This window comes from Agrobacterium radiobacter, assembly GCF_040801995.1.
GTDB classification, from domain to species: domain Bacteria; phylum Pseudomonadota; class Alphaproteobacteria; order Rhizobiales; family Rhizobiaceae; genus Agrobacterium; species Agrobacterium radiobacter.
The window spans coordinates 1-25034 of record NZ_JBEGHX010000003.1; the positions used below are offsets into that span (position 1 = coordinate 1).

The 25034-nt window shown below is 59.5% G+C and carries 22 protein-coding genes and 2 pseudogenes; 14 read left to right on the top strand and 10 right to left on the bottom strand.

The genetic code is table 11. From position 1 onward, the window contains the following. From MRBLRC7O_RS23445 to MRBLRC7O_RS23465, 5 genes are all read left to right on the top strand, one after another. On the top strand, positions 1 to 810 hold an 810-nt coding region (locus MRBLRC7O_RS23445), incomplete at its 5' end, for a transketolase (protein WP_087744380.1). Next, a complete protein-coding gene (locus tag MRBLRC7O_RS23450) occupies positions 810 to 1766 on the top strand; it encodes a transketolase family protein (protein WP_060726649.1) in 957 nt (318 codons plus the stop codon). The genes MRBLRC7O_RS23445 and MRBLRC7O_RS23450, both read left to right, overlap by 1 nt. A gap of 115 nt (positions 1767 to 1881) precedes the next feature. After that, a complete protein-coding gene (locus MRBLRC7O_RS23455; RefSeq protein ID WP_060726674.1) occupies positions 1882 to 3351 on the top strand; it encodes an FGGY family carbohydrate kinase in 1470 nt (489 codons plus the stop codon). Positions 3352 to 3371: 20 nt separating this feature from the next. Next, positions 3372 to 4331, top strand: a complete 960-nt coding sequence (locus MRBLRC7O_RS23460) for a sugar-binding transcriptional regulator (protein WP_060726648.1) — start codon at positions 3372 to 3374, stop codon at positions 4329 to 4331. 24 nt (positions 4332 to 4355) lie between these two features. Next, positions 4356 to 5141, top strand: coding sequence for an SDR family oxidoreductase (locus tag MRBLRC7O_RS23465; protein ID WP_060726647.1), 786 nt, complete (start codon positions 4356 to 4358; stop codon positions 5139 to 5141). Positions 5142 to 5585: 444 nt separating this feature from the next. On the opposite strand, the gene MRBLRC7O_RS23470 is transcribed toward MRBLRC7O_RS23465, so the two are convergent. Beyond that, positions 5586 to 6689, bottom strand: coding sequence for a nucleotidyltransferase family protein (locus MRBLRC7O_RS23470; RefSeq protein WP_060726646.1), 1104 nt, complete (start codon positions 6687 to 6689; stop codon positions 5586 to 5588). Between the two features lie 56 nt (positions 6690 to 6745). Between MRBLRC7O_RS23470 and MRBLRC7O_RS23475 the strand changes: the two are divergent. Beyond that, a pseudogene (locus MRBLRC7O_RS23475) lies at positions 6746 to 7289 on the top strand (gamma-glutamyltransferase); the annotation flags it as partial. A 475-nt stretch (positions 7290 to 7764) separates the two neighbouring features. On the opposite strand, the gene MRBLRC7O_RS23485 reads toward MRBLRC7O_RS23475, so the two are convergent. Both MRBLRC7O_RS23485 and MRBLRC7O_RS23490 read right to left on the bottom strand, forming a co-directional pair. After that, entirely contained in the window at positions 7765 to 8694 is a 930-nt protein-coding gene (locus MRBLRC7O_RS23485) for a prohibitin family protein (RefSeq protein ID WP_077998846.1), read from the bottom strand. A 1146-nt stretch (positions 8695 to 9840) separates the two neighbouring features. Further along, a complete protein-coding gene (locus tag MRBLRC7O_RS23490) occupies positions 9841 to 11097 on the bottom strand; it encodes an amidohydrolase family protein (protein ID WP_060726643.1) in 1257 nt (418 codons plus the stop codon). Between the two features lie 81 nt (positions 11098 to 11178). Between MRBLRC7O_RS23490 and MRBLRC7O_RS23495 the strand changes: the two genes are divergently transcribed. Continuing rightward, positions 11179 to 11577 (top strand): nuclear transport factor 2-like protein, encoded by a 399-nt coding sequence (locus MRBLRC7O_RS23495; protein ID WP_112540240.1) that lies wholly within the window; start codon positions 11179 to 11181, stop codon positions 11575 to 11577. A 29-nt stretch (positions 11578 to 11606) separates the two neighbouring features. On the opposite strand, the gene MRBLRC7O_RS23500 is transcribed toward MRBLRC7O_RS23495, so the two are convergent. Continuing rightward, on the bottom strand, positions 11607 to 12311 hold the full coding sequence (locus tag MRBLRC7O_RS23500) for a GntR family transcriptional regulator (protein ID WP_111796990.1): 705 nt from the start codon (positions 12309 to 12311) through the stop codon (positions 11607 to 11609). A 232-nt stretch (positions 12312 to 12543) separates the two neighbouring features. On the opposite strand from MRBLRC7O_RS23500, the gene MRBLRC7O_RS23505 reads away from it, so the two are divergent. The 5 genes and pseudogenes from MRBLRC7O_RS23505 to MRBLRC7O_RS23525 all read left to right on the top strand — a co-directional run. Then, entirely contained in the window at positions 12544 to 13383 is an 840-nt protein-coding gene (locus MRBLRC7O_RS23505; protein ID WP_111797047.1) for an ABC transporter ATP-binding protein, read from the top strand. 3 nt (positions 13384 to 13386) lie between these two features. Further along, the gene (locus MRBLRC7O_RS23510) at positions 13387 to 14160 is read left to right on the top strand and encodes an ABC transporter permease (protein WP_111796991.1); all 774 of its coding nucleotides are present in this window, start codon (positions 13387 to 13389) and stop codon (positions 14158 to 14160) included. A 29-nt stretch (positions 14161 to 14189) separates the two neighbouring features. Next, positions 14190 to 15212, top strand: coding sequence for an ABC transporter substrate-binding protein (locus MRBLRC7O_RS23515; RefSeq protein WP_112540251.1), 1023 nt, complete (start codon positions 14190 to 14192; stop codon positions 15210 to 15212). 98 nt (positions 15213 to 15310) lie between these two features. Further along, complete coding sequence (locus tag MRBLRC7O_RS23520) at positions 15311 to 16855, top strand: gamma-glutamyltransferase family protein (protein ID WP_210303542.1); 1545 nt, start codon at positions 15311 to 15313, stop codon at positions 16853 to 16855. Between the two features lie 424 nt (positions 16856 to 17279). Further along, positions 17280 to 17450: pseudogene (locus MRBLRC7O_RS23525) on the top strand (DapH/DapD/GlmU-related protein); the annotation flags it as partial. Between the two features lie 312 nt (positions 17451 to 17762). Here the strand turns inward: MRBLRC7O_RS23525 and MRBLRC7O_RS23530 are convergent. The 3 genes from MRBLRC7O_RS23530 to MRBLRC7O_RS23540 are packed head-to-tail and all read right to left on the bottom strand — an operon-like array spanning position 17763 to position 20502. Beyond that, positions 17763 to 18347, bottom strand: coding sequence for a dioxygenase family protein (locus MRBLRC7O_RS23530; RefSeq protein WP_111796993.1), 585 nt, complete (start codon positions 18345 to 18347; stop codon positions 17763 to 17765). A gap of 49 nt (positions 18348 to 18396) precedes the next feature. Beyond that, complete coding sequence (locus tag MRBLRC7O_RS23535; protein WP_060726638.1) at positions 18397 to 19479, bottom strand: aldo/keto reductase; 1083 nt, start codon at positions 19477 to 19479, stop codon at positions 18397 to 18399. A 30-nt stretch (positions 19480 to 19509) separates the two neighbouring features. After that, positions 19510 to 20502, bottom strand: coding sequence for an MBL fold metallo-hydrolase (locus MRBLRC7O_RS23540; RefSeq protein WP_060726669.1), 993 nt, complete (start codon positions 20500 to 20502; stop codon positions 19510 to 19512). Positions 20503 to 20666: 164 nt separating this feature from the next. Here MRBLRC7O_RS23540 and MRBLRC7O_RS23545 point away from each other — a divergent pair, with 164 nt between their 5' ends. Further along, positions 20667 to 21587, top strand: coding sequence for a LysR family transcriptional regulator (locus MRBLRC7O_RS23545; protein WP_060726637.1), 921 nt, complete (start codon positions 20667 to 20669; stop codon positions 21585 to 21587). A gap of 694 nt (positions 21588 to 22281) precedes the next feature. Here the strand turns inward: MRBLRC7O_RS23545 and MRBLRC7O_RS23550 are convergent. Further along, a complete protein-coding gene (locus tag MRBLRC7O_RS23550) occupies positions 22282 to 22773 on the bottom strand; it encodes a lipocalin-like domain-containing protein (RefSeq protein ID WP_060726636.1) in 492 nt (163 codons plus the stop codon). A 49-nt stretch (positions 22774 to 22822) separates the two neighbouring features. Beyond that, positions 22823 to 23656, bottom strand: a complete 834-nt coding sequence (locus MRBLRC7O_RS23555; protein ID WP_060726635.1) for an SDR family oxidoreductase — start codon at positions 23654 to 23656, stop codon at positions 22823 to 22825. A 95-nt stretch (positions 23657 to 23751) separates the two neighbouring features. On the opposite strand from MRBLRC7O_RS23555, the gene MRBLRC7O_RS23560 reads away from it, so the two are divergent. Further along, on the top strand, positions 23752 to 24651 hold the full coding sequence (locus MRBLRC7O_RS23560) for a LysR family transcriptional regulator (RefSeq protein WP_060726634.1): 900 nt from the start codon (positions 23752 to 23754) through the stop codon (positions 24649 to 24651). A 67-nt stretch (positions 24652 to 24718) separates the two neighbouring features. Here the strand turns inward: MRBLRC7O_RS23560 and MRBLRC7O_RS23565 are convergent, their stop codons facing one another. Further along, complete coding sequence (locus tag MRBLRC7O_RS23565; protein ID WP_236731821.1) at positions 24719 to 25009, bottom strand: Atu4866 domain-containing protein; 291 nt, start codon at positions 25007 to 25009, stop codon at positions 24719 to 24721. Between the last annotated feature and the right edge of the window lie 25 nt (positions 25010 to 25034).

The following is a 25034-nucleotide window of genomic DNA, read 5'->3' on the forward strand; positions in this document are numbered from 1 at the left end:
ATGCAGTCCCAGGAGCTAGAGCGCATTGCGCGCCAGATTCGCCTTCGCGACGTACAGGCTGTTTTTGAAGCGGGTGCGGGCCACGTCGGCGGCGAAATGTCCGCCATCGACATCATGACGGCCCTTTATTTCCGCGTCCTGCGCATCTGGCCGGATGATCCGAAGAACCCTGCCCGCGACCGTTTCGTGCTGTCGAAAGGCCATACGGCCTGCGCGCTTTATGTGACGCTCGCCAAGCGCGGCTTCATCCCGGAAGAGGAAATCTCGACCTTTCTGCAGCCGAATTCGCGTCTCAACGGCCATCCGAACTGTAACAAGGTGCCGGGCGTCGAAACCAATACCGGCCCGCTCGGTCACGGGCTGCCGGTTGCCGTCGGCATGGCCAAGGCGGCCAAGCTTTCCGGTGCAGACTACCACACCTATGTGATGACCGGTGACGGCGAGATGCAGGAAGGCTCCAACTGGGAAGCCATCATGTCCGCCGCACAATTCGGCCTGAACAACCTGACGCTGGTCATCGACCACAACCGCTTCCAGCAGGGCGCAGCACTCTCGGATACCAATGATGTCGCGCCGCTTCGCCCGAAGCTCGAGGCTTTCGGCTGGGAAGTGAGTGAAATCAACGGCAACGCCATGGCGGAAGTCGTGCCGGCGCTGGAGCATCGCGGCAATCGCCCGCATTGCATCGTCGCCCACACCAACAAGGGTCACGGCATTTCCTTCATGCAGGACCGCGTCGACTGGCACCATAAGGTTCCGAGTAGGGAACAATATGAAATCGCCGTCAAAGAACTTTCGGAGGCATTGTGATGAACGCGCCCGTAACCGCCGCCAAGCTTTATGACTGCCGCGATGCCTTCGCCGAAACGCTGGAGGCGCTGGCCGCCGCAAACGACAAAGTCGTCGCCGTCTGCAACGATTCGGTCGGCTCTTCAAAGCTCGGCGGCTTCAAGTCCAAATTCCCCGAACGCCTCGTCAATGTCGGCATCGCCGAACAGAACATGGTCGGCGTCGGCGCCGGTCTCGCCAATGGCGGGCAATTGCCCTTCGTCTGCGGCGCATCATGCTTCCTCACTGGCCGCGCTCTGGAACAGATCAAGGCCGACCTTGCCTATTCCAACGCCAATGTGAAGCTCATCGGCATATCCTCCGGCATGGCCTATGGCGAACTGGGCCCGACGCACCACTCCATTGAGGATTTTGCCTGGACCCGCGTTCTGCCGAACCTGCCTGTCATCGCCCCCTGCGACCGCATCGAGACGGCCGCAGCCGTCAAATGGGCGGCGGACTATGCCGGTCCCTGCTTCCTGCGCCTGTCGCGTGTCGGCGTGCCGGATCTTCTGCCGGAAGGCCATGTCTTCGAACTCGGCCGCGCCAACCTGCTGCGCGAGGGTTCCGACCTGACGTTGATCGCCAATGGCACGCTGACCCACCGCATGGTAAAGGCCGCCGACATCCTGTTGACCCGTGGCATCAAGGCGCGGGTACTGAACATGGCGACCGTGCGCCCTATCGACGAGGCGGCTATCGTCACTGCCGCGAAGGAAACCGGCGCGATCCTGACGGCCGAGGAACATTCGATCTTCGGCGGCCTCGGCTCCGCCATCGCCGAAGTCGTGGTCGATCAGGCCCCCGTGCCCATGAAACGCCTCGGCGTTCCCGGCGTCTTTGCCCATACCGGTTCCGCCGAATGGCTGCTCGATGAATTCGGCATGGCACCCGTGGCAATAGCTGATGCGGCTGAAGCGTTGATCAAGAGAAAGTAAGTCTCCTCCCAGGGTCGTCGCGTGTCTTCGGATGCGCGGCGACACCCTTTTTGCAATATCGTCGTTTAATCACCGCAAGGCCGAAACGAAAAACTGCCGACGAAAGACTCCCATGATGCGCGCTATTCTTTCCATCGATCAGGGCACCACCAATTCCAAGGCCATTCTCGTCTCGGAAAGCGGAGAGTTGCTGGCGCGCGGCTCATCACCGGTCGGCATCGCCTATCCGCAGCCCGGCTGGGTGGAACAGGAGCCAAACCGCATCTGGGCCTCGGTCCGTGCGGCAATCTCGGCCTGCCTTGCCGCCTCGCCCTCTGACGTCAATGTCGCGGCCATCGCGATTTCCAACCAGCGCGAATCCGTGACCATCTGGGACGGCGAAACCGGCGAACCGCTCGGCCCGGTGCTCAGCTGGCAATGCCGCCGCACCGCACAGGATTGCGCCGAACTGATCGAAAATGGCCATTCCGGGCGCGTCATGGCGCTGACCGGCCTGCCGATCGATCCGATGTTCCCGGGCGCAAAAATGCGCTGGCTTCTGGAGCGCGCACCGAAGGGCCGCAGGCTTCGCCTCGGGACAATCGATAGCTGGCTCATCCATTGCTTCACCGGCGGCAAGGTGCATGCCTGCGACGCCTCCAATGCCGCCCGCAGCCAGCTGCTCGATCTCAACCGCCAGCTCTGGAGCGAGGAGCTTTGCGACCTCTTCCGCATCGATATCAACGCCCTGCCCGACCTGCGCGACAGCAGCGGCGAATTCGGCGTAACGCTCGGCGTTCCCGGCATCAAGGACGGCACGCCGATCCTCGCGGCAATAGGCGACAGCCACGCCGCCCTCTTCGGCCATGGCGCCTTCAACCCCGGCGACGGCAAGGTGACCTTCGGCACCGGCTCATCGGTCATGACGACCCTGCCGCATTTCATCGCGCCCGAACGTGGCATCACCACCACCGTTGCATGGCGACTAGGTGGCAAACCGACCTTCGCCTTTGAAGGCAATATTCTCGTTTCGGCCGCCTCCCTGCCCTGGATGACGGAGATTCTCGGCCTGCCCGATGTCGCCGCGCTGGTGGAACTTGCTGCCACCGCCGAGCCAAATGGCCCCGGTTTCGTACCGGCCTTCGTCGGCCTCGGCGCGCCCTATTGGGATACGAATGCGCGAGCGCTTTTCTCCCAGATCAATTTCAGCACCACCCGTGCCCAGATGGCCCGCGCCGTCACCGATTCCATCGCCTTTCAGGTCCATGACGTCTTCGCCGCCATGCGCGCGCAGTCGCCTTCCGGCTTCGGGCGGCTGTTCGTGGATGGCGGGCCGAGCCAGAACCGTTTCCTGATGCAATGCGTCGCAGACATGCTGGAACAACCGGTCATCCAGCGCGATGCGCCGGAAGCTTCCGCACTGGGTGCGGCCTATCTCGCCGGCCTCTCCCTCGGTTTTTGGAACGATCTCAAGACCGTCGCTGACCTTGCAAGCCAAGGCAACACCATCGCGCCTGCCAACAGCGAAAGCCGGCAGCAGCTCGGCATCTGGCGCGACGCGATTGCCCGCTCGACCTTGCCTGTAACCTCGCGTAATGGTGAATAAAAATTCACTCTGGAGGGCTTATGGGCAGGTTAAACGAACTTCGAATGATTTCCCGCGTAGCGCAGATGTATTTCAGCGAACAAAAGCGTCAGGCGGAAATCGCCCAGCATCTCAATCTTTCGCAGGCGACCGTCTCGCGTATGCTGAAGCGCGCCGAGGCAGAAGGCATCGTGCGCACCAGCATCATTCCACCGCCCGGCACCTATGGCGATCTGGAAGAACAGCTTCGCGACCGTTTCGACCTGCCGGAAGCCATCGTCGTCGATTGCAGCGAGGATCGTGACGGCGCCATCATGGCCCGTATTGGCGAGGCGGCGGCGCATTTCCTCGAGGTGACACTATCGCAGAACGAGATCATCGGCGTTTCCAGCTGGAGCCAGACGATCTTCAAGATGGTGGAAAACATCCACCCTCTTAAGGGCGCCAAGGCGCGTTATATCGTCCAGACGCTGGGCGGCATGGGCGACCCATCGGTACAGACGCACGCGACCCAGATCACCACGCGTCTGGCGCGGCTGACGGAGGCCGAACCGAAACTGCTGCCAGTGCCGGGGGTCGCAACCTCACGGGAAGCAAAGCTTCTGATGCTTGCCGATCCCTTCGTGCGCGAGACCATCGATCTCTTCGGGTCGATCACGCTCGCCGTCGTCGGTATTGGTGCAGTCGAGCCGTCTGAGCTTCTTGCGCGTTCCGGCAACATTTTTTCCGCCAAGGAACTTGCCGATCTCGCCCAGGCGGGTGCCGTGGGCGACATATCGCTCCGGTTCTTCGACAAGGAGGGAAAGCCGGTGAAGACGCCGCTCGACGACCGGGTCATCGGCCTGCCGCTCGAAAACCTCTCCAATGTCGACCGTGTCATTGCGCTGGCCGGCGGTTCGAAAAAGACCGAGGCAATTGCCGGAGCACTCAGAACCGGTGTGATTGACGTGCTCGTCACCGACAAATTCACCGCCGAACGACTGGTCGGCAAGGAAACATAGCCAAAATCCCATAAAGGAGGAGACATGAGGCGCTTTGAAGGTCAATCCGTATTCGTGACCGGAGGCAACAAGGGGATCGGTTACGGCATCGCCCGCCGTTTTGCTGAGGAAGGCGCAAAAGTCGCCATCGCCTCTGTCGACAAGGACACGCAGGATGCCGCCAAAAAACTTGCTGACGAGACCGGCGTCGCCACCCATGGCGTGATCCTCGATGTTCGGGACGCGGCAGCGGTACGCGAGGCCTATGGCGCCGCCGAAGAGGCGATCGGCCCGCTTTCCATCTCCGTCCAGAACGCCGGCGTCATCACCATTTCGAAGATCGAAGAGCTGACGCAGGAACAGTGGGATTTCAATCTCGACGTCAATACCAAGGGCGCGTTCCTCTGCTGCCAGGAGGCGATCCGCCGCTTCCGCGCAAGCGGCACCAGGGGCCGCCTCGTCAATACTGCGTCCGGTCAGGCGCGTCAGGGCTTCATTTACACCCCGCATTACGCCGCCTCGAAGTTCGGCGTCGTCGGCCTGACGCAAAGCCTTGCCAAGGAACTGGCACCGGAGGGCATCACCGTCAACGCCATTTGCCCCGGCATCATCCACACCGAAATGTGGGACTATAATGACCGTGTGTGGGGCCAGATGCTCGGCGATTACAAGCCCGGCGAACTGATGGCCGAATGGGTGCGCAACATTCCCATGCGCCGCGCCGGAACGCCTGCCGAAGTGGCGGCACTGGTCGCGTTTCTGACTTCCGAAGATGCGGCCTACATCACGGGCCAGACAATCAACGTCGATGGCGGGTTGATCATGTCGTAAGAGGCCTTGGTGAGTGCCAGTTTCGGAAACCTGGACATTCAACCGACTTCGCGCAATTCGAATTTCTTGCACGGACTTTCGGATGGCCGTGATCGCCGGCTGGTCGACATCTGGCCGCGCGATCGTCAGCGTTTCACGTGCGTGATACAACAGTCTCGACCCATCGTACTTCAAGGCGCGCTTTCCGAAGAAGCCCTGCCTGGCTTCAAGAGCGCGGCAGAATTCCATACTCTAATCGACACGCTCTACCGGGGGTATATCTAAAAGCTGTAGCAGGCAACGAGGTCTTAACGACGTTGGGGCCGCGAGGTGTCCGCTGTCACGTGATCGTACGAATGGGCAAATTTCAAGTCGTCCACCTTGACGAGATTCGAACCCAAGCACCCGGCAGAATAACCATATCCAATTGATTTCCTTTGTTAGACTGGATATCCACGCTTCTTATTAAGCGTTCTTTTCCCGCAAGAGGACTCGGGACTTTTCTATTTCATCAGCCGGTAGAATGCCGAACGTGCGATGGACGGAAGGTTGATATTGCCTCTGGACGGCATCAACGCCCGCTGTGATCGCACTTCTCCAGGATGCGCCTCTGCCCCATGCTTCGCGAAGAGCATCTGCCAGATCGCGGCCAGCTCCGGTTTCCTGCAACGCCTCAAACAGCATTCCGGCCTGACGCAAGTCCTTTTCTTTCTTTGCCCTTCCACCGGCGTCATCTTGACGCCGACCGGCCACGATCAGTTTGTGAACGGCGAACCGTGATGGATCGGGCACCACGACCGAGACACCGGCACCATGCAGCAAGATCGTTCGCACCGGATCACGGATGAGGAAGTCCATATATCGCAGAGGTTCGGCAGACGCGCCGCCGAGAGCCGGCATTTGCGCCGGTTGATCCGCGTAATCTTCCGATCCCCGGTTTGTCGTCAGGAACTCTACTCGGTAACCGGTCGAGTTGCGGAAAGCATTGGAGCGAGGGGAACCAGAAACATGAGGTACGGCCCGGAATGACGGATCGATGGACTGAAGGAGAGCGACAATCGGCGGAATTGAATCTTCGACCTCGCTCGAGATCGCGTAATCTTGAGCCAGATCCGCGTCACCTGTCAGGATCGCAGCCATAGGCAGGCGGATACCGAGATGGGCCGCATAACATTGGAACGCGACTGTGCCGACGAGGACACCACGGAGCCGGAATAACCCAGCCGATGCCAACGTCTCAACAACTGTGCCTGTGAAGCGATCCGGAGCAATCAGACCCGCTTCGCGCGTCAGTGCCGCCACCATCTTTCGACGGTTCTGGTAATCATCCTTTTCGCCCCTGAAGGCTTGAACCCGGGTTGTGATTTCGTCATCATCAGCAGGGCCGACATAGCGCCGCTTTTGACCACCTTTGCCATCCGGTTGGTCGAAGTACCAGTATGAGCGATTGTCGACCTTGACCGAAACAAAGCGACCAGTGGGTGGGAAATCGGCCGACCACTGCGCATCAAAAGTCCGTTGCTGCAACTCCGCGACCATCGTTCGGAACATGAGGTCGATTTGCTTCATTTGAGGCGCCTTATAACATTTCCTCAAATCTAGTATAGTCAATCGATTTACGCAACTCCACAAGCCATTTTATCATTGTCGACAAGGATGGCAACGTGGTCTCGATGACGACGACGATCGAAAACGGGTTCGGTTCGCGTCTGATGACGAACGGTTTCCTGCTCAATAACGAGTTGACGGACTTCTCTTTCAAGACCCATGACGGCGGCCTGCCGGTCGCCAACCGCGTTGAGCCCGGCAAACGCCCACCCTCCTCGATGGCTCCGACTATCGTGATGAAGGATGGAAAGCCGCTGCTTGCAATTGGTTCACCCGGTGGCAGTCAGATCATTGGTTACGTGGTGCAGGCACTGATCGCCTATATTGACTGGCGCGTGCCGGTTGAAGCGATTGTCGCCCAGCCGCATCTCGTCAACCGGTTCGGCATTTATGACATAGAGGCCGGCACCAGTGCGGACGAACTGGTCGCCCCCTGAAGGCGATGGGTTACGAGGTAAAGGCGGGTGAGATGAACTCCGGTTTGCATGCTATCGAGATGACCCCCAGGGTTTGGCTGGCAGCGCCGATCCACGACGGGAAGGCGTAGCTGTAGGGGACTGAGCCTTTACGAAAATTGAAACTTCGCCAGTCCACACCCCCGAAGCATGGGGCAGAGTTCACCAACCTGTTCGGGTCGATACCCGTCCGCATACGGTGGCACCCGGACGCGTTGGACCATCGTAGTTGTCATCAAGGCCGTGCAAATTATCCTGGGCGGCACGATGCCATTACTGCTTCTTCGCACAGACGTCTGCGGCGCGACGACGGCCTACATCACATACCTGCACCGGGCGCGGGTCCCTAACGATCTTTGCCGGTAGGCGCAGAAGCGGGATCGGTGGCCTTTCAACGGCTCGGACCGTCTCACCGGGGGAACGATGATCGCACGGGCGCAGGAATATGCCGCACCCCAGCTGTCGGCGGCTGCCGCACGCGCGCCCGACTTCTTTGCCGGGAATCTTGTCGCCATTGGTAGCTCGCAGACCAGCGGGTGGTCGGCGCCCTCGGTAGACAGCGCCTCATGCTTGCGGTGCGGTCATTGGCCCTCGCTCTGCTCAACGTCCGGCAAACCGGGATTGCGCAGGTCGATCATCGGAAGCGCGCCATTCGGCAGCATCGTGGTCGGGAGCCGACCGTCCCATCTCTCGGCCTGGGTCAGGGAAACGAGTCCCGGGTTGTTGCGCAGGGCGTCGCCGCGCGCTTTGATGGCCAAAGCTTCAGCATCACCACGTAACCTGATTGCTTCAGCATCCGCCTGGGCCTGCAAACGTACCGCATCGGCTTGTGCCTGAGCGTCTGCACGGCGTGCATCGGCACTGGCATTGGCCTGGGTAACGGTGATCTCGGCCTGCACCTTTTCCCGCTCCGCATTCTGCCGCAGTTTCTGGACTTCCACCTCAGCCAGCATGCGCTGCTCAATGCTGGCCTCGTAGGAATCGGAGAAGTCGATATTCTCGATCTGTACGCTCTCGATGGTGACGGGCCCCTGAACACCCTCTTGAATCGCCATAGCAATTTCCTGATTGAGCCTGCCACGCTCCTGGATGGCGGTAACTGCGTTGAACCGTCCGAACACCGTCTTCGTCTCTTCGAACACCCGACGCTCAATCAGCCGCCCCAGCAGACCTGCCTCCGACCCGTACTGCTCGTAAACTGCAGCGACCCGATCAACTGGAATGCGGTAGTTCACTGACAGCTTAACGGTCGCCGGCTGCTGATCGCGACTATACGCTTCCATCGCGTCGTATACCGCTGCTTTCGACTGGACCGATATCCGTACGACGGTATCGATGACCGGCAGCTTGAATCCGAGCCCTGGCTCCGCGGTTCCGGCAATGGCCCCGTATCTCAAGATGACGCCGCGCTCCCCCTGGTCGATCGTATACCACGAACCGAAGACAATGCTCAGAATTGCGATCGCCACAATCCCGAAGATGATCGATGGAATGACGGGAAGTACTCGCACGTGAAACCTCAAATATTGGTGTGCCCGTCTTGCAAGAAAGTCGCCGGATCGCTTAGTGACGACCAATGGTGAACCTTGCCTCGTGGGCGGCACTTGTTGTCATGACGGGCCATCTCTGGCCTTTTACCTCTTGTGCGCCTTGTGCTGAATGATTGTGGTGTATGGGCATCCCCGAGGACCACAAGGCGAGTGTTTTGGATCGAGTTGACCCGCAGTGACGGCGATACCCGTTGCCGTTGTCGCGGTTAGATGGAAGATAACCAGGCAAGACAGACATTAAGTGTTTTTGTCAAGTTTTTCAGACTATAAATTCACTATCGTCTCATGCGGTGGGATTATGCGTAAAAAGGCCTACCGAAAAGCCAACCTGACCCATGCTGTAAAAACCTATCTCCTGATCTCGTCTTGATCATGAGCCTCGCCCACGCATGAGCGCCAATCTCCACGACTGTGCAGCGTTCCGTGAGAACAAAAGCCGGGTGCGTTCGGGAATGGGTGATGGAGCATTGTCAACCAATCGAATTGCTCTCGCCAAAATGAGGGCAGAGGTAATGAGCCGTCCTCTTCGTTCAGCTCTCGAGCCGAGTCAAACCTTCGACCTAAATAAACGTCAAGTATTTCGGGGACAAAATCAGCGGTATAGATTGCGCCAGCATGATCCGCGCCCCGACCGGCATTCGCGTGGCCGTCGGTCCAGACTTCTGCTTGATGCTGGCATTCGTCGCGACACAGACATCCTCAAGGCGATCGGTGTGGGAGCGAGGGCGTAATGCTGGGCCGCGCGCTGCGGGAGAGTACGGCGTCGCAAGCGTGATCACCATTCTCGAAAAGGAAGTCTCCATCAGCTTGGCGCTCGTGGGGAAGCTCTGCGAGAATTGAATTCTCTCGGCGCACCACCGGACAGCGGGAAGGCGGTCTTGGAAGACAGGTCCCGGAACCGTTCTCCCTGGTCAACACGAGGACGGTAGTAGCGGTGGGCCAGCAACACATGTCTAGAGGGCCCCCGCCCCTCCGAGCCGGCATCGGCCTCCAGGTACTGCAGCCCTCTGGTTTGTTTGCGATCTGCGGTCGCAACGATGTTTGAGTGGAGGTTTCTAAGGCTACCATGAGCACCTGCACAGGTGCCCGCTACTCTATCTTCAATTGTTACCGACTATGGTTCTGTCGAGGCCGGAGCAACGTCGCGGCCGGCCTTATAAAACTCTTACGCCCGCGCTTGAAACCCATAGCAGGTTCGCGCAGCCCGCCGAAGACCTCGGTCTCGTCCTCACCTTCCATGACGACGATATCGGCTACCGCCCCGACAGCCAGCCCGTAACCTTCGATCCGCATCAACCGGGCTGCATCCTCCGAGACAAGATCCAGACAGGCTGCAAAATCCTCCGGCCCGAGATGCATGACATTGGCGTAGAGATTGGCCATGCGCAGCAGCGAACAGTCGCCGAAGGGCGTGAACGGGTTGAGAATATTGTTGCTGGCGATGGATGCGGTGACGCCCCGATCCCTCAGTATATGCACGGGTGCAATACCTCGAACGGCGCGAAAGCCGGCTTCCCGGCCGTTCAGATAGAGATCGGTCGACGGCAGCGCCGTCACCCCGACGCCCGCCTGGCGCAACCGCGAAACCCGACGTTCGAATGCTGCCTCGTCCATCGCCGCAAGCTTGGTAGCGTGGCCGACAGTCACCCTGCCCCGCCAATCGGCCCCCTCCGTCCGCTCGCAAATCTCCTCCAGATGCCCCCTGCTCGGATCAAGGTCGAAATCCAGATGAAAATCCAGATCCACGTCATGCCGCTTGGCCATGGCGAAAAGCCGTTCCATTTGGCCGGACGGATCACTGTCGGTATAGGGGCAGCCACCGAGAAGGTCCGCGCCCTCCCCAAGCGCCTGCTCCAGCAGGTCCTCCGTGCCAGGATCGTTGGTCAGCCCTTCTTGAGGGAAGACGCAGATGGAAAGATCGAGCGCGAAGGCATAATCCTGTCTCAACCGCTTTATCGCCTCGAAGCTGCGCAGACCCGCCCGCGGATCGACCTCAACATGGGTGCGCATATGCATCGTACCTTTGGCAATCGCCATCTCTATCGTCCGCGCCCCGCGGGCATAGACGTCCTCGACCGTATAGTACCGCTTCAGATGGGCAACCGCGGCAATCGCCCCCTTCAGCCCACCTCCGGCGTTGCCGCAACGGCAGAGCAGACAGGACTTGTCGAGATGCACATGAGTGTCGACGAAGCCCGGCAGCACCAGCCGCCCGCCAATCGGCTCATCCTCGCGGCCCGCCCCGGCGGCGATCCGGCCGATGGCGGCGATGCGGCCATCGATGATGCCTATATCCTGCAGCACGGCACACCCCCTCAGGCGCACGTCACGCAGCACGAGATCGAAGGATTCTTGAAATGACATATTGCGACCCGAGGGGAAATTTTTGTAACACTTACTGTATGCACTTTTGATACAGAATTCGCAACACCACTGGAGATATCGATGCACGAGACAACAGAACGCGACCTGCAGGCAGTAAAGGACTATCTTGCTGCCTCCATGGCGCCCGATCCGGTTCGCGCCGCGACCTATGTCGCTCCCGGCTTCACCTGCCGCTTCACCGGCAACCGGCTTTTTGACACGCCAAGCGGCCCGACCAGCTTCAATGCCGCCCGCTACAAACGGGTGAAAAAACGCATAGAGCGCTATGACGTCGTGCCGGGCGAAACCGAAACCATCATCTACAGCCTGGGCTATCTCCACGGCGAATGGCCGGACGGCACCCCTTTCAACAACAACCGCTATATCGACCGGTTCACGGTACGCGACGGCCTGATCATCGACACCGACGTCTGGAACGACAGCGCCGAATGGATACTCGACCCGTCCATCGCCCGCTGAATGACCGTTCAAGGGGCCATCAGGCCTTTTCAGTCTGCATAGGGCGCCAGGATATCCATCAAGTCGCGTGGCTTGGCGCCCGAGCTTTGCAGCAATGCCCGCGAGGCAACCGCCTCCAGATGCTCACCCATCATCGCCTCCGCCTTTTCCGCCGGCCCGGTGCGGATCGCCTCGATCAATTCGAGATGTTCGCTGACTGCGCAGTCGGAGGAATGCGGTCGTCCGAAGACGGCAAGCGACAGGCCTGCGCGATAGCAGATTTCCGTGACATAACGGATCAGGATCGGCTTGCCGGTCATCTCCGCCAGAAGCACATGAAACTCGGTGGCGAGCCGGATCGAAGCACCTTCAGGCCCGTGCCGCGCGCCGTGCTCGGCCTCGACGATTGCTTTCAGCTGCTTTGCCTGCGCATCCGTCAGCTTGCCCGCGAGACGCCTCACCACCTGCTTTTCCAGATCAAGACGGATGTCGAAAATATCCCGAGCATCCTCGAAGGACGGCGTGGCGACCACAGCGATGCGGTTGCGCCGCAGATCGACAAGACCTTCCGCCGCAAGCTGGCCGAGCGCATGGCGGGCAATAGTGCGGCTGACACCGAACCGCTCACCGAGCGAATCCTCCGGTAGCCGGTCACCCGGGTGCAGCGCCCGCTCGATGATGGCACGGCGCAAGCCCGTACAGATCGCCGCAACGCGATCCCCTTCACTTCTTGCCGAACCCTTGCTGCCCGTCATCACGAACCCTCTTCTTCTGTCAATCGATAAGCGAGGCGACGGCAAAGATCAACTCGGCACACTGCCGCATTTAAATGCAAATCAAATCGAAAATGCGCAAAATAAATGCATACAATTAGTGCATCCACTTTCACGGCCAATTAATCCATGCTGGAACGCAATGATTCCGAATTCATGGAATCTGGCACGCTCATTGCATGCACTTTTTCGAAACGCTTTCAATGGTGATCTGATGCTGACTGTTCCTCAACCGACGACATACGCCCCTCCCGCTGTGGAGCTCTCCCAGGCCGCGGTCTCCTTCGGCCGACAGGAAAAAGCCGTCGTTGCGCTGCAGGAGACCAGCCTGCGCATTGCCGATGGGGAATTCGTGGCACTCGTCGGCCCGTCCGGCTGTGGCAAGTCCACGATTATGCGGCTCGCCGCCGGCCTGCTGCAGCCGACCAGGGGCGCGGTCATCGTCGGTGGCCGCGAAGTCGGCGCCAAGGCGCTGCGCATCGGCATGGCCTTCCAGAACCCGACCATGCTCCCCTGGCTGACGATCGAGCGCAATGTCATGTTGCCGCTCAAGATCGTGAAGCCGTTCCGTTCCGAATACCGGGCGAAGAAGAACGACGAGTTCCGCGACCGGGTGCGTGCACTGCTTGCGGATGTCGGGCTCGACAAATTTGCCAACCACTATCCGTGGCAGCTTTCCGGCGGCATGCTCCAGCGCGCCAATCTGTGCCGCGCGCTCGTCCACGAACCGAGCCTGCTCCTGCTCGACGAACCTTTTGGCGCGCTTGATCAATTTACCCGCGAAGAATTATGGGGCACGATGCAGTCGCTCTGGATGAAACGCAAGCCGACCGTCCTGCTCATCACTCATGACCTGAAGGAAGCGGGCTTCCTCGCTTCACGTATCTGCGTCATGAGCGCAAGGCCGGGTCGCATCATTGATGACAGTACGGTCGATTTCCATCGCCCCCGCACCATTGAGATCACCTTCGAGCACGATTTCGTCGCGCTCAACCAGCGTCTGCGCGAACTCATCATCGATGCCCGCTCCGACACCGCAATCCAGGGAGCCTGATCCATGAGCTATGCATTACGCCGCCGCTTCTGGGCCGCCGCCCTCATCGTCGCCTTCTTTGGCCTGTGGGAGATCCTCTGCCTCGTACTGCAGGTGTCCGATCTCGTCCTGCCTCGTCCGAGTCAGGTCTTCGAGACGCTCATCGACCGCTTGCCCATCCTCATGCCGCATATCATCCAGACGCTCTGGACAACGATGGTCGGCTTTGTCCTCGGCGTAGTCGTCGGCGTCGTCATCGGTGCTGCGATCGGCGTGTCGCGCACGGCCTATGATACGGCCTATCCGCTGCTGATCGGTTTCTCGTCGATCCCCAAGGTCGCGGTCGTGCCGGTCTTCGTTCTGTGGTTCGGCTCCGGGTCGGTGCCTGCAATCCTGACCGCGCTCGCCATGTGTTTCTTCCCGATAGTCGTCAACATCGCCACCGGCCTTGCGACAACCGAGCCGGAACTGGAGGACGTCCTGAAATCGCTCGGCGCCAGCAAGCTCGACATCCTGTGGAATGTCGGCCTGCCACGCACCATGCCCTTCTTTTTCGCCTCGCTGAAGATTGCCGTCACCTTCGCTTTCGTCGGTTCCGTCCTGTCGGAAACCGTCGCCTCGAACCGCGGCATCGGCAATGTCATGATGTCGGCCTCGTCCAATTTCGATGTGCCGCTGGTCTTTGCCGGCCTTTTCATCCTCGCCCTTCTGGGTGTGCTTCTCTACGTCGCCTTCTCGCTCATCGAGGTACGCGTCACGGGCTGGGCCGTCCGCGGCCAGGATTTCACTGCCGCCTGAATATCTACTCAAAACAAATGGAGCCAGACATGCTGAAGAAACTGATCTCGACTCTTGCGCTTGGCCTTTGCCTCGGCGGTGTCGCCCGGGCTGACACGGATATCAAGTTCACTCTCGGCTGGAAGACGCAAGGCTCGGACGCCCCCTTCCTGCTCGCCATGCAGAAGGGCTACTTCAAGGAAGAAGGCCTCAATGTCACGATCGACCAGGGCGAGGGTTCGGCCGCCACGGTCACCCGCATCATGTCGGGCGTCTACGATGCCGGTTTCGGCGATATCAACGCCATCATCCAGAATGCCGCCACCCGGCCGAACGAAGTGCCGGTCATGGTCTACCAGCTCTGGAGCAAGCCGCCCTTCGCCATCGTCAGCAAGAAGGAAAGCAACATCACCAAGCCGGCCGATCTGGAAGGCAAGAAGCTCGGCGGCGCACAGGGCACGCCCACCACCCGCCTCGTCAACGTGCTCGGTTCGATCAACAAGGTCGACATGACCAAGGTCGCAATCGAGAACATGGGCCCCAACCTGCAGGAGCCGATGCTGATCAAGGGCGATATTGACGGCGCGCTCGTCTTCAATATCACCAGCTGGTTCAACCTCATCAACAACCGCCAGGACCCGGCAAAGGACTATAACTGGCTATCCTTCGGCGATTATGGCCTGGATCTCTATGCCAACGGCATGATGGTGTCGCAGAAACTCGTCAAGGAAAACCCGAAGGCCGTGGAAGGACTGGTGCGCGCGGTCAACAAGGCCACCAGGGAAATCGCCGGCAATTCCAGGGCGGGCATCGAGGCCATCATGACTTATGACAGTCTCGCCAAGGAAGAACTCGAATTGGCGCGCATGAAATTCTCCTACGAGAACCTGATCATCTCGCCTGAAGTCGACAAGCTCGGCCTTGGCGATGTCGATGACGCCCGCCTGGCCCGCTCGATCGATATCGTTGCCGAAGGCTACCAGCTACCGTCGAAGCCGAAGCCGGAGAATGTCTTCTCGCGTCAGTTCCTGCCGTCGTTGGCCGAGCGCAAGCTCGTCTACAAGATCGACTGATTGGCGGAAATAAGCCTCCCTGGCCGGAAATGTCCGGCCAGGCCATGAAGAGAGGAAATGTCATGTCGCTAAATGTGCCGCAAGCAGCCCGGCCGGGAATGGTCACCAGTCCGCATCCCCTGGCAAGCGAAGCCGGCGCAGCGGTGCTGAGGCGCGGCGGCAACGCTATCGAGGCTGCCGTTGCGATTGCCGCGACACTTGCGGTGGTGATGCCGCATTTTTGCGGTCTGGGCGGTGATGCTGTCTGGCTGGTTGCAGACAGACAAGGCCTCCGCCGGTCGTTTCTCGGGATAGGTCAGGCCGCGGCGGTCCTTCCTGATCATCATACGCCGATCCCGTTGCGTGGCTCCGCTTCCATGATCACGACCGCCTGCGCGGTGGATAGCTGGGGGCATGCCCTGACATTTGGGCAGCAGCATTGGCAAGGGTGCGAGCAGCTTTCAGATCTCCTGACGCCGGCTATCGCCTTGGCGGAAAACGGGTACCGGCCGAGTCACTCGCAAGATTTCTGGCTCGAATTCAGACGCGCCGAGATAGCCGGCTGGCCGGGTTTCGCAGCCGCTTTTGATCATCCCGGGAGCAGGGGTATCTTCACGCAAAGTTCACTCGCTCGGACGCTTCGCCATATCGCCGAGCATGGCCACCGTTCCTTCTATGAGGGAGAGTTGGCGGCACGCCTCGGAGAGGCGATGGCTTCGCTAGGGTCGCCGCTCACTGCCGCCGATTTGCAGCTTACCCGCACCCGCGATGCCGAACCCGTGTCGCAGGACTATCGCGGCGTAACACTGCTCGCGCCGCCCCCGCCGACGCAGGGGGTTTCCACGCTCGCAATCCTTGGCATTCTTTCACGGCTGGATCCGGCGGCACTGCCGCCGTCAAGCGCAGTGCGATACCATCTTTTAGTTGAAGCCGTGAAACAGGCGTTCCTCGATCGCGAACACATCGCCGACCCGGATTTCGTTGACGACAATACACCCGGCCTTCTTGACCCGATGCGACTTGAGAAGAAAGCCCGGGCCATCGACCGCACGCGGGCCCTCGAGTGGCCGCATCCTTACCAGCATGGAGACACGGTCTTCTTTGCGGCAACCGACGAGCAAGGACGCTGTGCAAGCGTGCTTCAGAGTACCTATTTCGACTGGGGCAGCGGCGTGGTCGTAGGCGATAGCGGAATCATCTGGCAGAACCGTGGTGCGGCGTTTTCAGTTGCGTCCGGCCATCCGAACGCCATCCGGCCAGGAAAGCGCCCGTTCTACACCCTGAACCCCGGCATCGCATTCAAGGATGGAGTGCCCCATATGCTTTACGGAACGCAAGGGGCTGATGGCCAGCCGCAGACATTGTCGCTGCTGCTCACCGGCCTGCTCGACTACGGCATGACACCCACACAAGCTCTGGCCCAGCCTCGTTTTCTGCTTGGGCGCACCTTTTCCGACGTCCACAACAGCCTGAAGGTTGAGCAGTCGCTTGGCGGAAACATCATTCAGGAACTCGCTGCGCTCGGGCATGACGTCTCGTCGCTGCCGGCACTTTCGCCGATTTTCGGCCAGGCCGGTGTCATCTGCATCCAGGATGAAGGGAGGATTATTGGATCCCACGATCCGCGTGGGGAAGGCGTCGCTATTTGTGTTTCCACAAATTGAAAATCGGCAACGCGGTTTCCATGATAGAGCAACAGTTCGCAACATGGAGTCCTCCCAGCCCTCAAAGAGTATCAAACGGTTTTCCGGCCATCGGCGCGATTTTCGTGAACAGCAAATCCTGATCTTGCCACTGCTCTTCGAAACTTGCGATGGAGGTTGCGCTCATCTCAGGGCCGAGTGCTCCCAACTCAGCCGAAGACGATGATCTACGGCACAGAGCTGTTGGGTGAGATGCATGAACATCAGTCCGAGGAATTCGTCCTGAGAGGCGAACATCTGCCGGCTGCGCCAACCGTCATTCCTGGATCTCATGTGGCTACGAAATCACCATCGGTGAAGAGGTTTTCATCGCTGACCAGGTAATCATCCGCGACTGGGACGGACATTCGGTCGTTGGCCGGCCGGAGAAGGCGCCATTAGGATCGGAAATCACGTCTGGATCGGAATGCGAGCCGTCATTCTCAAGGGCGTTACTATCGGCGATGGCGCCGTTGTCGCGGCCGGTGCCATCGTTACGAGAGACGTCCCTGCGGGCACTGTGGCCGCGGGCAACCCGGCCAGGGTCATAAAAGACAGCGTTCAGTGGATACCGTGATCTTCGAGATCATCGGGATTATTAAGTCATCCCCGCATCGCCTGGACATCAAGCTTCTCGTCAGAAACCTGACGGCCACGTGATCGAGACATATTCTTCCGACAATTGATTATCGCACTCGCAAGGCCGGCGACGTCGCTGCTCGCGAGGTTTAGTCCCATTTGTTGTCTGTTTGAGTGATCAAGCAGAGTATAGATTACCGCGAGCACGGGAACCTGGTACGCTAGCCAGCCAGCCATTGCAACGGTTGTCTTGATCGCGAATGGACGTCATGCCCGGCTAAACGCCGGCGCTTACGCTGCGTTTCGTGGCTCAGATCACGAAGTCGAACTGCGCAAACTGTCCGTCGTCCGTTTTCTTAAGGCCGAGGAGGAGCGCGTGGTGAAACAGCCGGTCTCCCGCATTTCTGTTTTCACCAGGGAAAAATAGTTGTGTCGTCAGAAGTCGCCCGCCCGGGCGCTGGACTTTGACATGGAAGTGACGTGTTCGGCCGGGATAAAGCGCAGGTATGATGGTGTTGAACCACCAGCGCCCTTGCGCGTCGGTGAACTGATGCCCGCGCAGGCGAAAACCAACGCTATCATAGTCACCTTTCTCATCCGCATGCCAAATCTCGACAAGGCTGCCGGCGAGCGGCCGGCAGCGATTGTCGAAGACGAACCCGGCAACGGTGATCCGCTCACCACGGGGTGCGCTGGAATAAAGATCGCGCTCGACCGGTGAATTCGGCTTGAAGAAGGGACCGGCCTCCCGTTCAAGCGTCGGTTCTTCTCCGGCAGGACAGTGCGGGGTCGGCGGCAGCTCGGAAGTAGTCTGTGCAAACACCGTCGAGTGCGCGGTATCAATGACAGGCAACGTTAGAAATGCGGTTAGAAGAGAACGTCTGGTGGAGGGCAAATCTATATCTCCCGGCGCCGTGAGTTCAAGGGCGAGCTGCCCACGTATTTTACCGCAGGCGCTGCGCCGCGTTGGCCTGTGCCTCGCGGATGAGGCCGGAATACATATTCTCCTTGCCCGGGTACCACGGCATCGTACCAATGGAGCCGAACCCGGGAATTGTTTCCATATGCGCGACCATCCGAGCACGCATGCGCTCGTCCGGAAGCGGGCCTGTCATCGCCTGGACATTGTCACTCATATGGTCAGGGTTTGACGTACCGCAGAGCACGCTCGTGACGGCAGGGTGTGCCATGACCCATTTCAGAAAGAACTGAGCCCAGCTGGTCGCTCCGAACTCGGAAGCGAACCGGGGAAGCGGTTGCCCCTCGACCACCTTCATCAGCCGCGCCTTTTCAAGCGGCAGATTGATCAGGACGCCAACACCCTTGTCGGCGGCGGCAGGCAGAAGGCGGCGCTCGGCGTCGCGGTTAAAGATCGAGTAATTGGTCTGGATGAAATCGACATCGTCGCGCTGGACAATCGCCAGCAACTGGTCCTGTGCCACCGACTCGTGATGGGTCACGCCGACATGGCGGACGAGACCTTCCTTTTTCCATGCCTTCATCAGCGGGATGATGACGGGGGCATTGGTGATGCTATGGCACTGCATGAGATTGATCGTGTCTCTCCATGTCCGCATGCGTGATTGTCGAAAGCTCTCAATGGCGTGGCTTTCGTCTCCAAGATACTCGCCTGTCGACCAGACCTTATTGGCGAGGAACATTTCGTCAGATCGTTCAAATTCGCCCATGAACTGGCCGACGCTGACTTCTGCCGAACCGTAGAGCGGCGATGTGTCGACCAGGCGCCCCCCTGCGGCGGCGTACCGCTCAAATACCTGTCGCAGGGCATCGCGGCGATCACCCGGCTTTAAATCAAATGTCAGAAAGGTTCCGAGACCGAGAGCTGTGACCCGTTCGCCGGTGCGAGGCAAGGTGCGGGTCAGCACCGCCGGGTTAGAAGCAGGTGCGGCCGACGACGCATTCGTTTCCTGGGCCTGCGCGGTCGTGCTGCTGGCGAGTGCAAGCCCGGTTGCCGCTGCACCCACCGTGCCGAGAAAGCCGCGACGATTGATCTTTGACTGATTCATAGGAGATTTCCTGCTCGATTGTTGTTGACTTCAAAATTGCCAGTTGGCGGGGACCCAGGCATAGCCGCCATCAGTCTTCAGCATTCGGCCGAGACCCGGGAAAGGATAATGAAAGCCAAGAACCGGCATACGCTCGGTAGCCGCCCTGTCAAAAATGCGGCGACGGGAGGAAAGGGCTGTTTCCTTGTCGCGGTCGGGGCCCGGCACCCAAGGTCTGTCGACGTTGACGACAGGGTGATAGGCAAGGTCTGCGGTCAGCAGCAACTGGTCATTTCCGGAATGAACGAGGAAGGTGGCCATGCCTGGAGTGTGCCCGGACGCGACGATCGTCGCCAGACCCGGCACAATCTCGGCGCCGGCCTCATATAGTTCGACATCGTTCCTGAACGGCTCAAGGCTGTTCTTGATGTTTGCCGCAAATCGCCTCCGGAAATCCTCTGGCACAGGCATATAGGAGAGATCCGGATCGGTGCGAACAAAGAAGTCCCAGTCCGCCTTCGGGACAAAAACAGTGGCGCGGGGGAAGGCCTTGCCGCCGTCTGCGGTTCTCAAGTTGCCGACGTGGTCGGGGTGGGTATGCGAGATGACGATCGCATCAATGTCAGAAGCGTCAAGGCCGAATGCCGAGAGGTTATCGAAGATGCGGCCGCCATTTGGGCCCATGGTCTTGCCGGCGCCGGCTTCGATCAGAATCCGCCGGCCACCAGTTTCGATCAGCAGCGTGTTGAGGTTAAGCGTCATGTGGTCGGTCGGCAGAAATGCCTGTCGCAGCACGTCCTGAAGCTCGGCTTCCGGGGCATCACTGGCGTAAATGCGTGGCGGACCACCAATCACGCCGTCACTCAAGACCATTGCGCTTATCTCTCCGACGCGGAAGCGATAATAACCGGCGTTGCCGGCTGCTGGTGAAGACGTCTGGGCGTGGGCACTGTCCGAACCGCCCAGGCTCGGGAGGATCATGCTTGACGCGCCTGCAACAGCGGACAGCATGATGGCGCGTCTGTTGAGAGTGAAGGCATTCATCTGTCTTTCCTTCTTCATTGGGCGTCCTGCCTCGTCTTGCTTCTCGATCAGACCGAAGCGAGGAGAGAGTTGCCGGAGCCTCTTCAGTTAGCGGGATCATGACACGGCGCCATTGATCTGATAACCTGCAATAAGTTTATCAACTTGATTAGAAAAACTTCGCAATGGATCCCATTCGGCTAGACAGTTTCGACGTGTTTGTTGCCATCGTGCGCTGTGGCGGCTTCCGCGCGGCAGCACTCGAGCGGGGCATCTCTTCATCGGCCTTAAGCCAAACAATGAATGCTCTGGAGGAGGCTCTGGGCATCCGGCTTCTTAATCGAACGACAAGGAGCGTGTCTCCGACGGAGGCAGGACAGCGTCTTCTGGAGCGTCTCGCGCCTGCTTTGAGCGACATCAGGCTCGCTATCGCAGAGGTCGATGAATTGCGCGATAGCCCGTCAGGGACCCTCAGGGTCAACGCGCCGGCGCCGGCAGTCGATCACTTCCTCTGCCCACTGGCTTTCGATTTTATGGAGGTATACCGCGAGGTGAAGATCGAAATCATCAGCGATGCAGCCGTCATCGACATCGTGGAACAGGGTTTCGATGCCGGCGTCAGGTTCGGCAAACAACTGGCGCAGGACATGATCGCTCTCCCGCTTGGCCCCGCGCTCCGTTATGCAATCGTCGCTTCGCCTGAATATATCAACAGGTGCGGAGAACCAGAGACGCCGCATGAACTTGTCCATCATGACTGTGTCAAGCGTCGCTTCCCCGGAGGCACGCTTGTCACCTGGCGATTTGCCGAAGGCGACGAGGAGATCGAAGTCACCCCAACGGGCCGCCTGACGGTCAGTTCAGCGCACAATGAACTACAGGCTGCCCTGGCCGGCAGAGGTATTGCACATGTCTTCGATGACTACGCCAGACCATACCTTCAGGATGGCCGACTGGTAGAGCTACTCTCCGACTGGAGCCCCACCCTGCCACACTGGTTCCTATATTACCCCAGCCGCCGCCTTCCGAGCGCGGCCATGCGTGCGTTCCTCGATTACATGAGAAGCTACGACTGGAGCGCGAAGGACGTCCTCGAACCGCGGTGACTTGGCCAGAAGCTTTCGTAGAAGCAGATCGAAGCTTCCTCCAAATTCGGCATTGTTCGGCCGCATCGAACTCTTTGCGCGAGGCTTCGATGTCTTGCCATTGTCGCGGATCCAGTCGGTGAATCCCGCACAGGCTACGGCCTGCCGATTCAAATAGAGATGCCATATCCGCGATGTGGGTCAGGCGGCGGTCATGCTTGTGATACTTGGCGCTATCGATGTATCCGCACCGATGAAGGCCAACTTTGCTCTGAGTGGAAGGATCGTTCTCCGAATGGCCGTCGCATACATGGTGGCTGGCGTTCCCGCAAAGTCAGTTGAAGCCCAGAAGTCCCATTCTGCTTGGCCGAGGACATATTGCGCCTCGCTGAACGCCGGACGATCGCCTTACATCGGTCCTTTGATGTGGTCGGCATGCCGTCAAGGATGACGTCACCCCGAACCCTCCAGGCACGAAGCGTTAAAATCCCGTGTTGGTTATATCCGATTGCGGCGGGACGGACCCGAAGGCGGCGCGTGTCATGATTTGAGGCGCTGAAACGCCAGCGCGGTTGCGGCTCCTGCCCTGAACATGTAACGGCGATTGAAAAGCATGGCTCTCTCCTCCGGACAACTCAACTTCGCTTTTGATCGTAGTCGATGGGCGAACGCTCGTAAGGTTGAGCCCTAATACAGAAGACCGCCCTTCTGTGCCTCATTTGACACGCTGCCATTCGATCCTGACTTCAGTGCCTTCCGGCCTGCGAAATTGTTCGGTCATACGGTCGCCCTCCACGACCATCCTTAGATCATCACGTGTTCGTACACTGCCGACCCAGTTCGGAAATGTCGCCCCTTCGACACGGTTTCCGCTGAATTCGCCCTTCTCATCAACGGTGTATGTTCCGAAAAATCCGATACTGCGTGACATAGCCATGCGGTTTTCATCATCCGTTCCCTCACCGCGAGCATTGGAGGCAAACCGCGGGACGTCGGCGTCGGTCAGAACCTCCACGAAGTGCATGTCGGAGGTGAAGACGAGAAGACCGTTGGGCTTTTCTCCATAGGCAGCGATGTTTTTGCCGCCAGGATCGATGGTTGCCGACATCATCCGCCAGGTGCCTGCGACCTGGTTAGCGGCTGTCTGCGCAAAAGCAGAAGACGAGACGCTGATGGCGAGAACCAATATAGCTGGTCGAATGGACATGTTATCTTCTTTCCTGTTCTCGAGGTCCGTGTTTCCGGACCGCTGCTGTTCACAGATCCTGCCTGTCGGCGGAATCTGCCACTTCACGCTGCGCCTCAAGAGCGGACAGACGCGTGGAAAGCGCCTGCGAGATAGACGAATAGGCAGTGCTGCCCAGCGCCAGTCGCAGCGGCGGCTTCTCGCTCTCGGCGGCTGATATGATTGCGGCCACCGTTCGTGCCGCATCGCCCTTGATCTCGAAGCTGCCGTCAGTGATCGCCCGGCGAACGGCGCCGGCGGGGGTGTCATCGTAAACATCCATGGTTTCCGCAAGGACGAGATTGGCTCCGAAATTCGTGCCCGTCGGCCCGGGCTCGGCGATGATGAAGTCGACGCCGAAAGGCGCCACCTCCTGTGCCACGGCCTCGACAAAGCCTTCGATGCCCCACTTGGTCGCGTGATAGAGGCTGAAGCCCGGATAGGCGATCTGCCCACCCTCGGACGAAACCTGGACGATCCGCCCGCCGCCTTGCCTTCGAAGATGAGGCAATGCTGCCCGGATCAAATGGATGGAGCCGACAAGGTTTGTGGCGATCTGCCGGTCTATCTCCTCATTCGTGAGCTCTTCCGCAGCACCGAACAGGCCGTAGCCGGCGTTGCTAACGATCACGTCTATCCGGTCTTGCCGTTGGAATGATCCTTTAACGGCGGAGTCAATGCTTCGCGGCTCGACCAGATCGAGCTCAACGATATCGAGACGGCCGCCGTATTCCTGCGCAAGTTTCGTCAGCGTACCCACACGACGGGCAGTGGCGACCACCCTGTGTCCCTTATCGAGCAGCTGTTGTGTCATCTCGAGACCGAGCCCCGAAGAGGCACCGGTAATCAACCATGTTTTTAGCATAGAAACTCCTGATCTGTTCATCTCTGAATGTAAATCAACAGCATTGGTGATATAAGATCTTCAATTTGAGATAAGGTGGTGAGGATAAATCACGAATGTCACGCCCTAGCCTGAACGATCTTGCCGCCTTTGCCGCGGTGGCCAATCACCAGAGCTTCCGCAAAGCTGCCGACATCATGGGCGTCTCGCGCTCCGCCCTTAGCCACGCGATCATCGGACTCGAGGGAAAGGTGGGAATACGGCTCTTCAACAGGACCACGCGTAGCGTATCGCTGACCCAGGCTGGCGCTCGCCTGCTCGCACGACTGGACCCGGTTCTGCAGGATCTCGATCAAGCACTCGATACCATATCAGAGGAACGCGGTACCCCAAGCGGCTCGCTGCGGATCAATGCGAACAAGAGCGGCGCGCGCATCCTGCTCACCCATGTCGTTCCGCGATTTCTTGATCTCTATCCCGACGTCGAGCTTGATCTGGTTTCGGAAGGTCGGCTCATCGATATCGTGGAGCAGGGCTTCGATGCCGGCATCCGCCTGCTGGAAGCTGTTCCGAAAGACATGGTCGCGGTGAAGTTCGGCGGCGACGTGCGTTTCATCGCCGTGGCAGCGCCATCCTACCTCGAGGGCAGAGCAAGACCGCATACGCCCGACGACCTTTTAGCGCACCGCTGCATCCGCCAGCGTCTGCCGAGCGGGAAGCGCTATCGCTGGGAGTTCTCAAAACGCGGCGCCGAAGTGGCGATAGACGTCCCAGGCAATCTCACCCTCGATGACAATGATCTTCTCGTGCAGGCGGCGGTAGATGGGCGCGGTATCGCCTATGTGCCCGACTATTTCGCACAGCCGTTTCTGGCGTCCGGTCAATTGGTGACCGTACTTGATGATTGGTGCCCGCCCACACCGGGGCTGGCGCTCTATTACCCGCGCAGCCGGCACGTTCCGTCACCACTACGAGCCTTCATCGACCTCCTGCGCGAGGTGGACAAGTCACGATAAGGAAGGGGCAGCGATGAATGGCATCTGCCCCTCTGCACTGTCGCGTTCGGGAGGCTTACCCGGTGGGTCACGATGCCGCTGGCTTGCGACGCAAGATCATGCCCCCATGATGCAAAGTGTTGGCATCAACGAAGTCGCCGTCGGCGGTAAAGCCGGTGTCGTCCCAGTACTCGATACGCGTGCCTTCGACTTCGTACCGGCCTTCATAGGCTCGCTCAACTGCGTTCGGGCAGTGTCTAGTTCTTGCTGCATTGTTGGCGCTCAGCTGTTCGTAGCGCTCGAACCTTGCCTTGGCGCTTGGAACGGCCGCTCTCGACCCGCTGCAAGGCAGCCTGGGCACTTCGGTAAGCAGCTTCAAAGGGCCTCGGGTCCAGCCCGTAAAA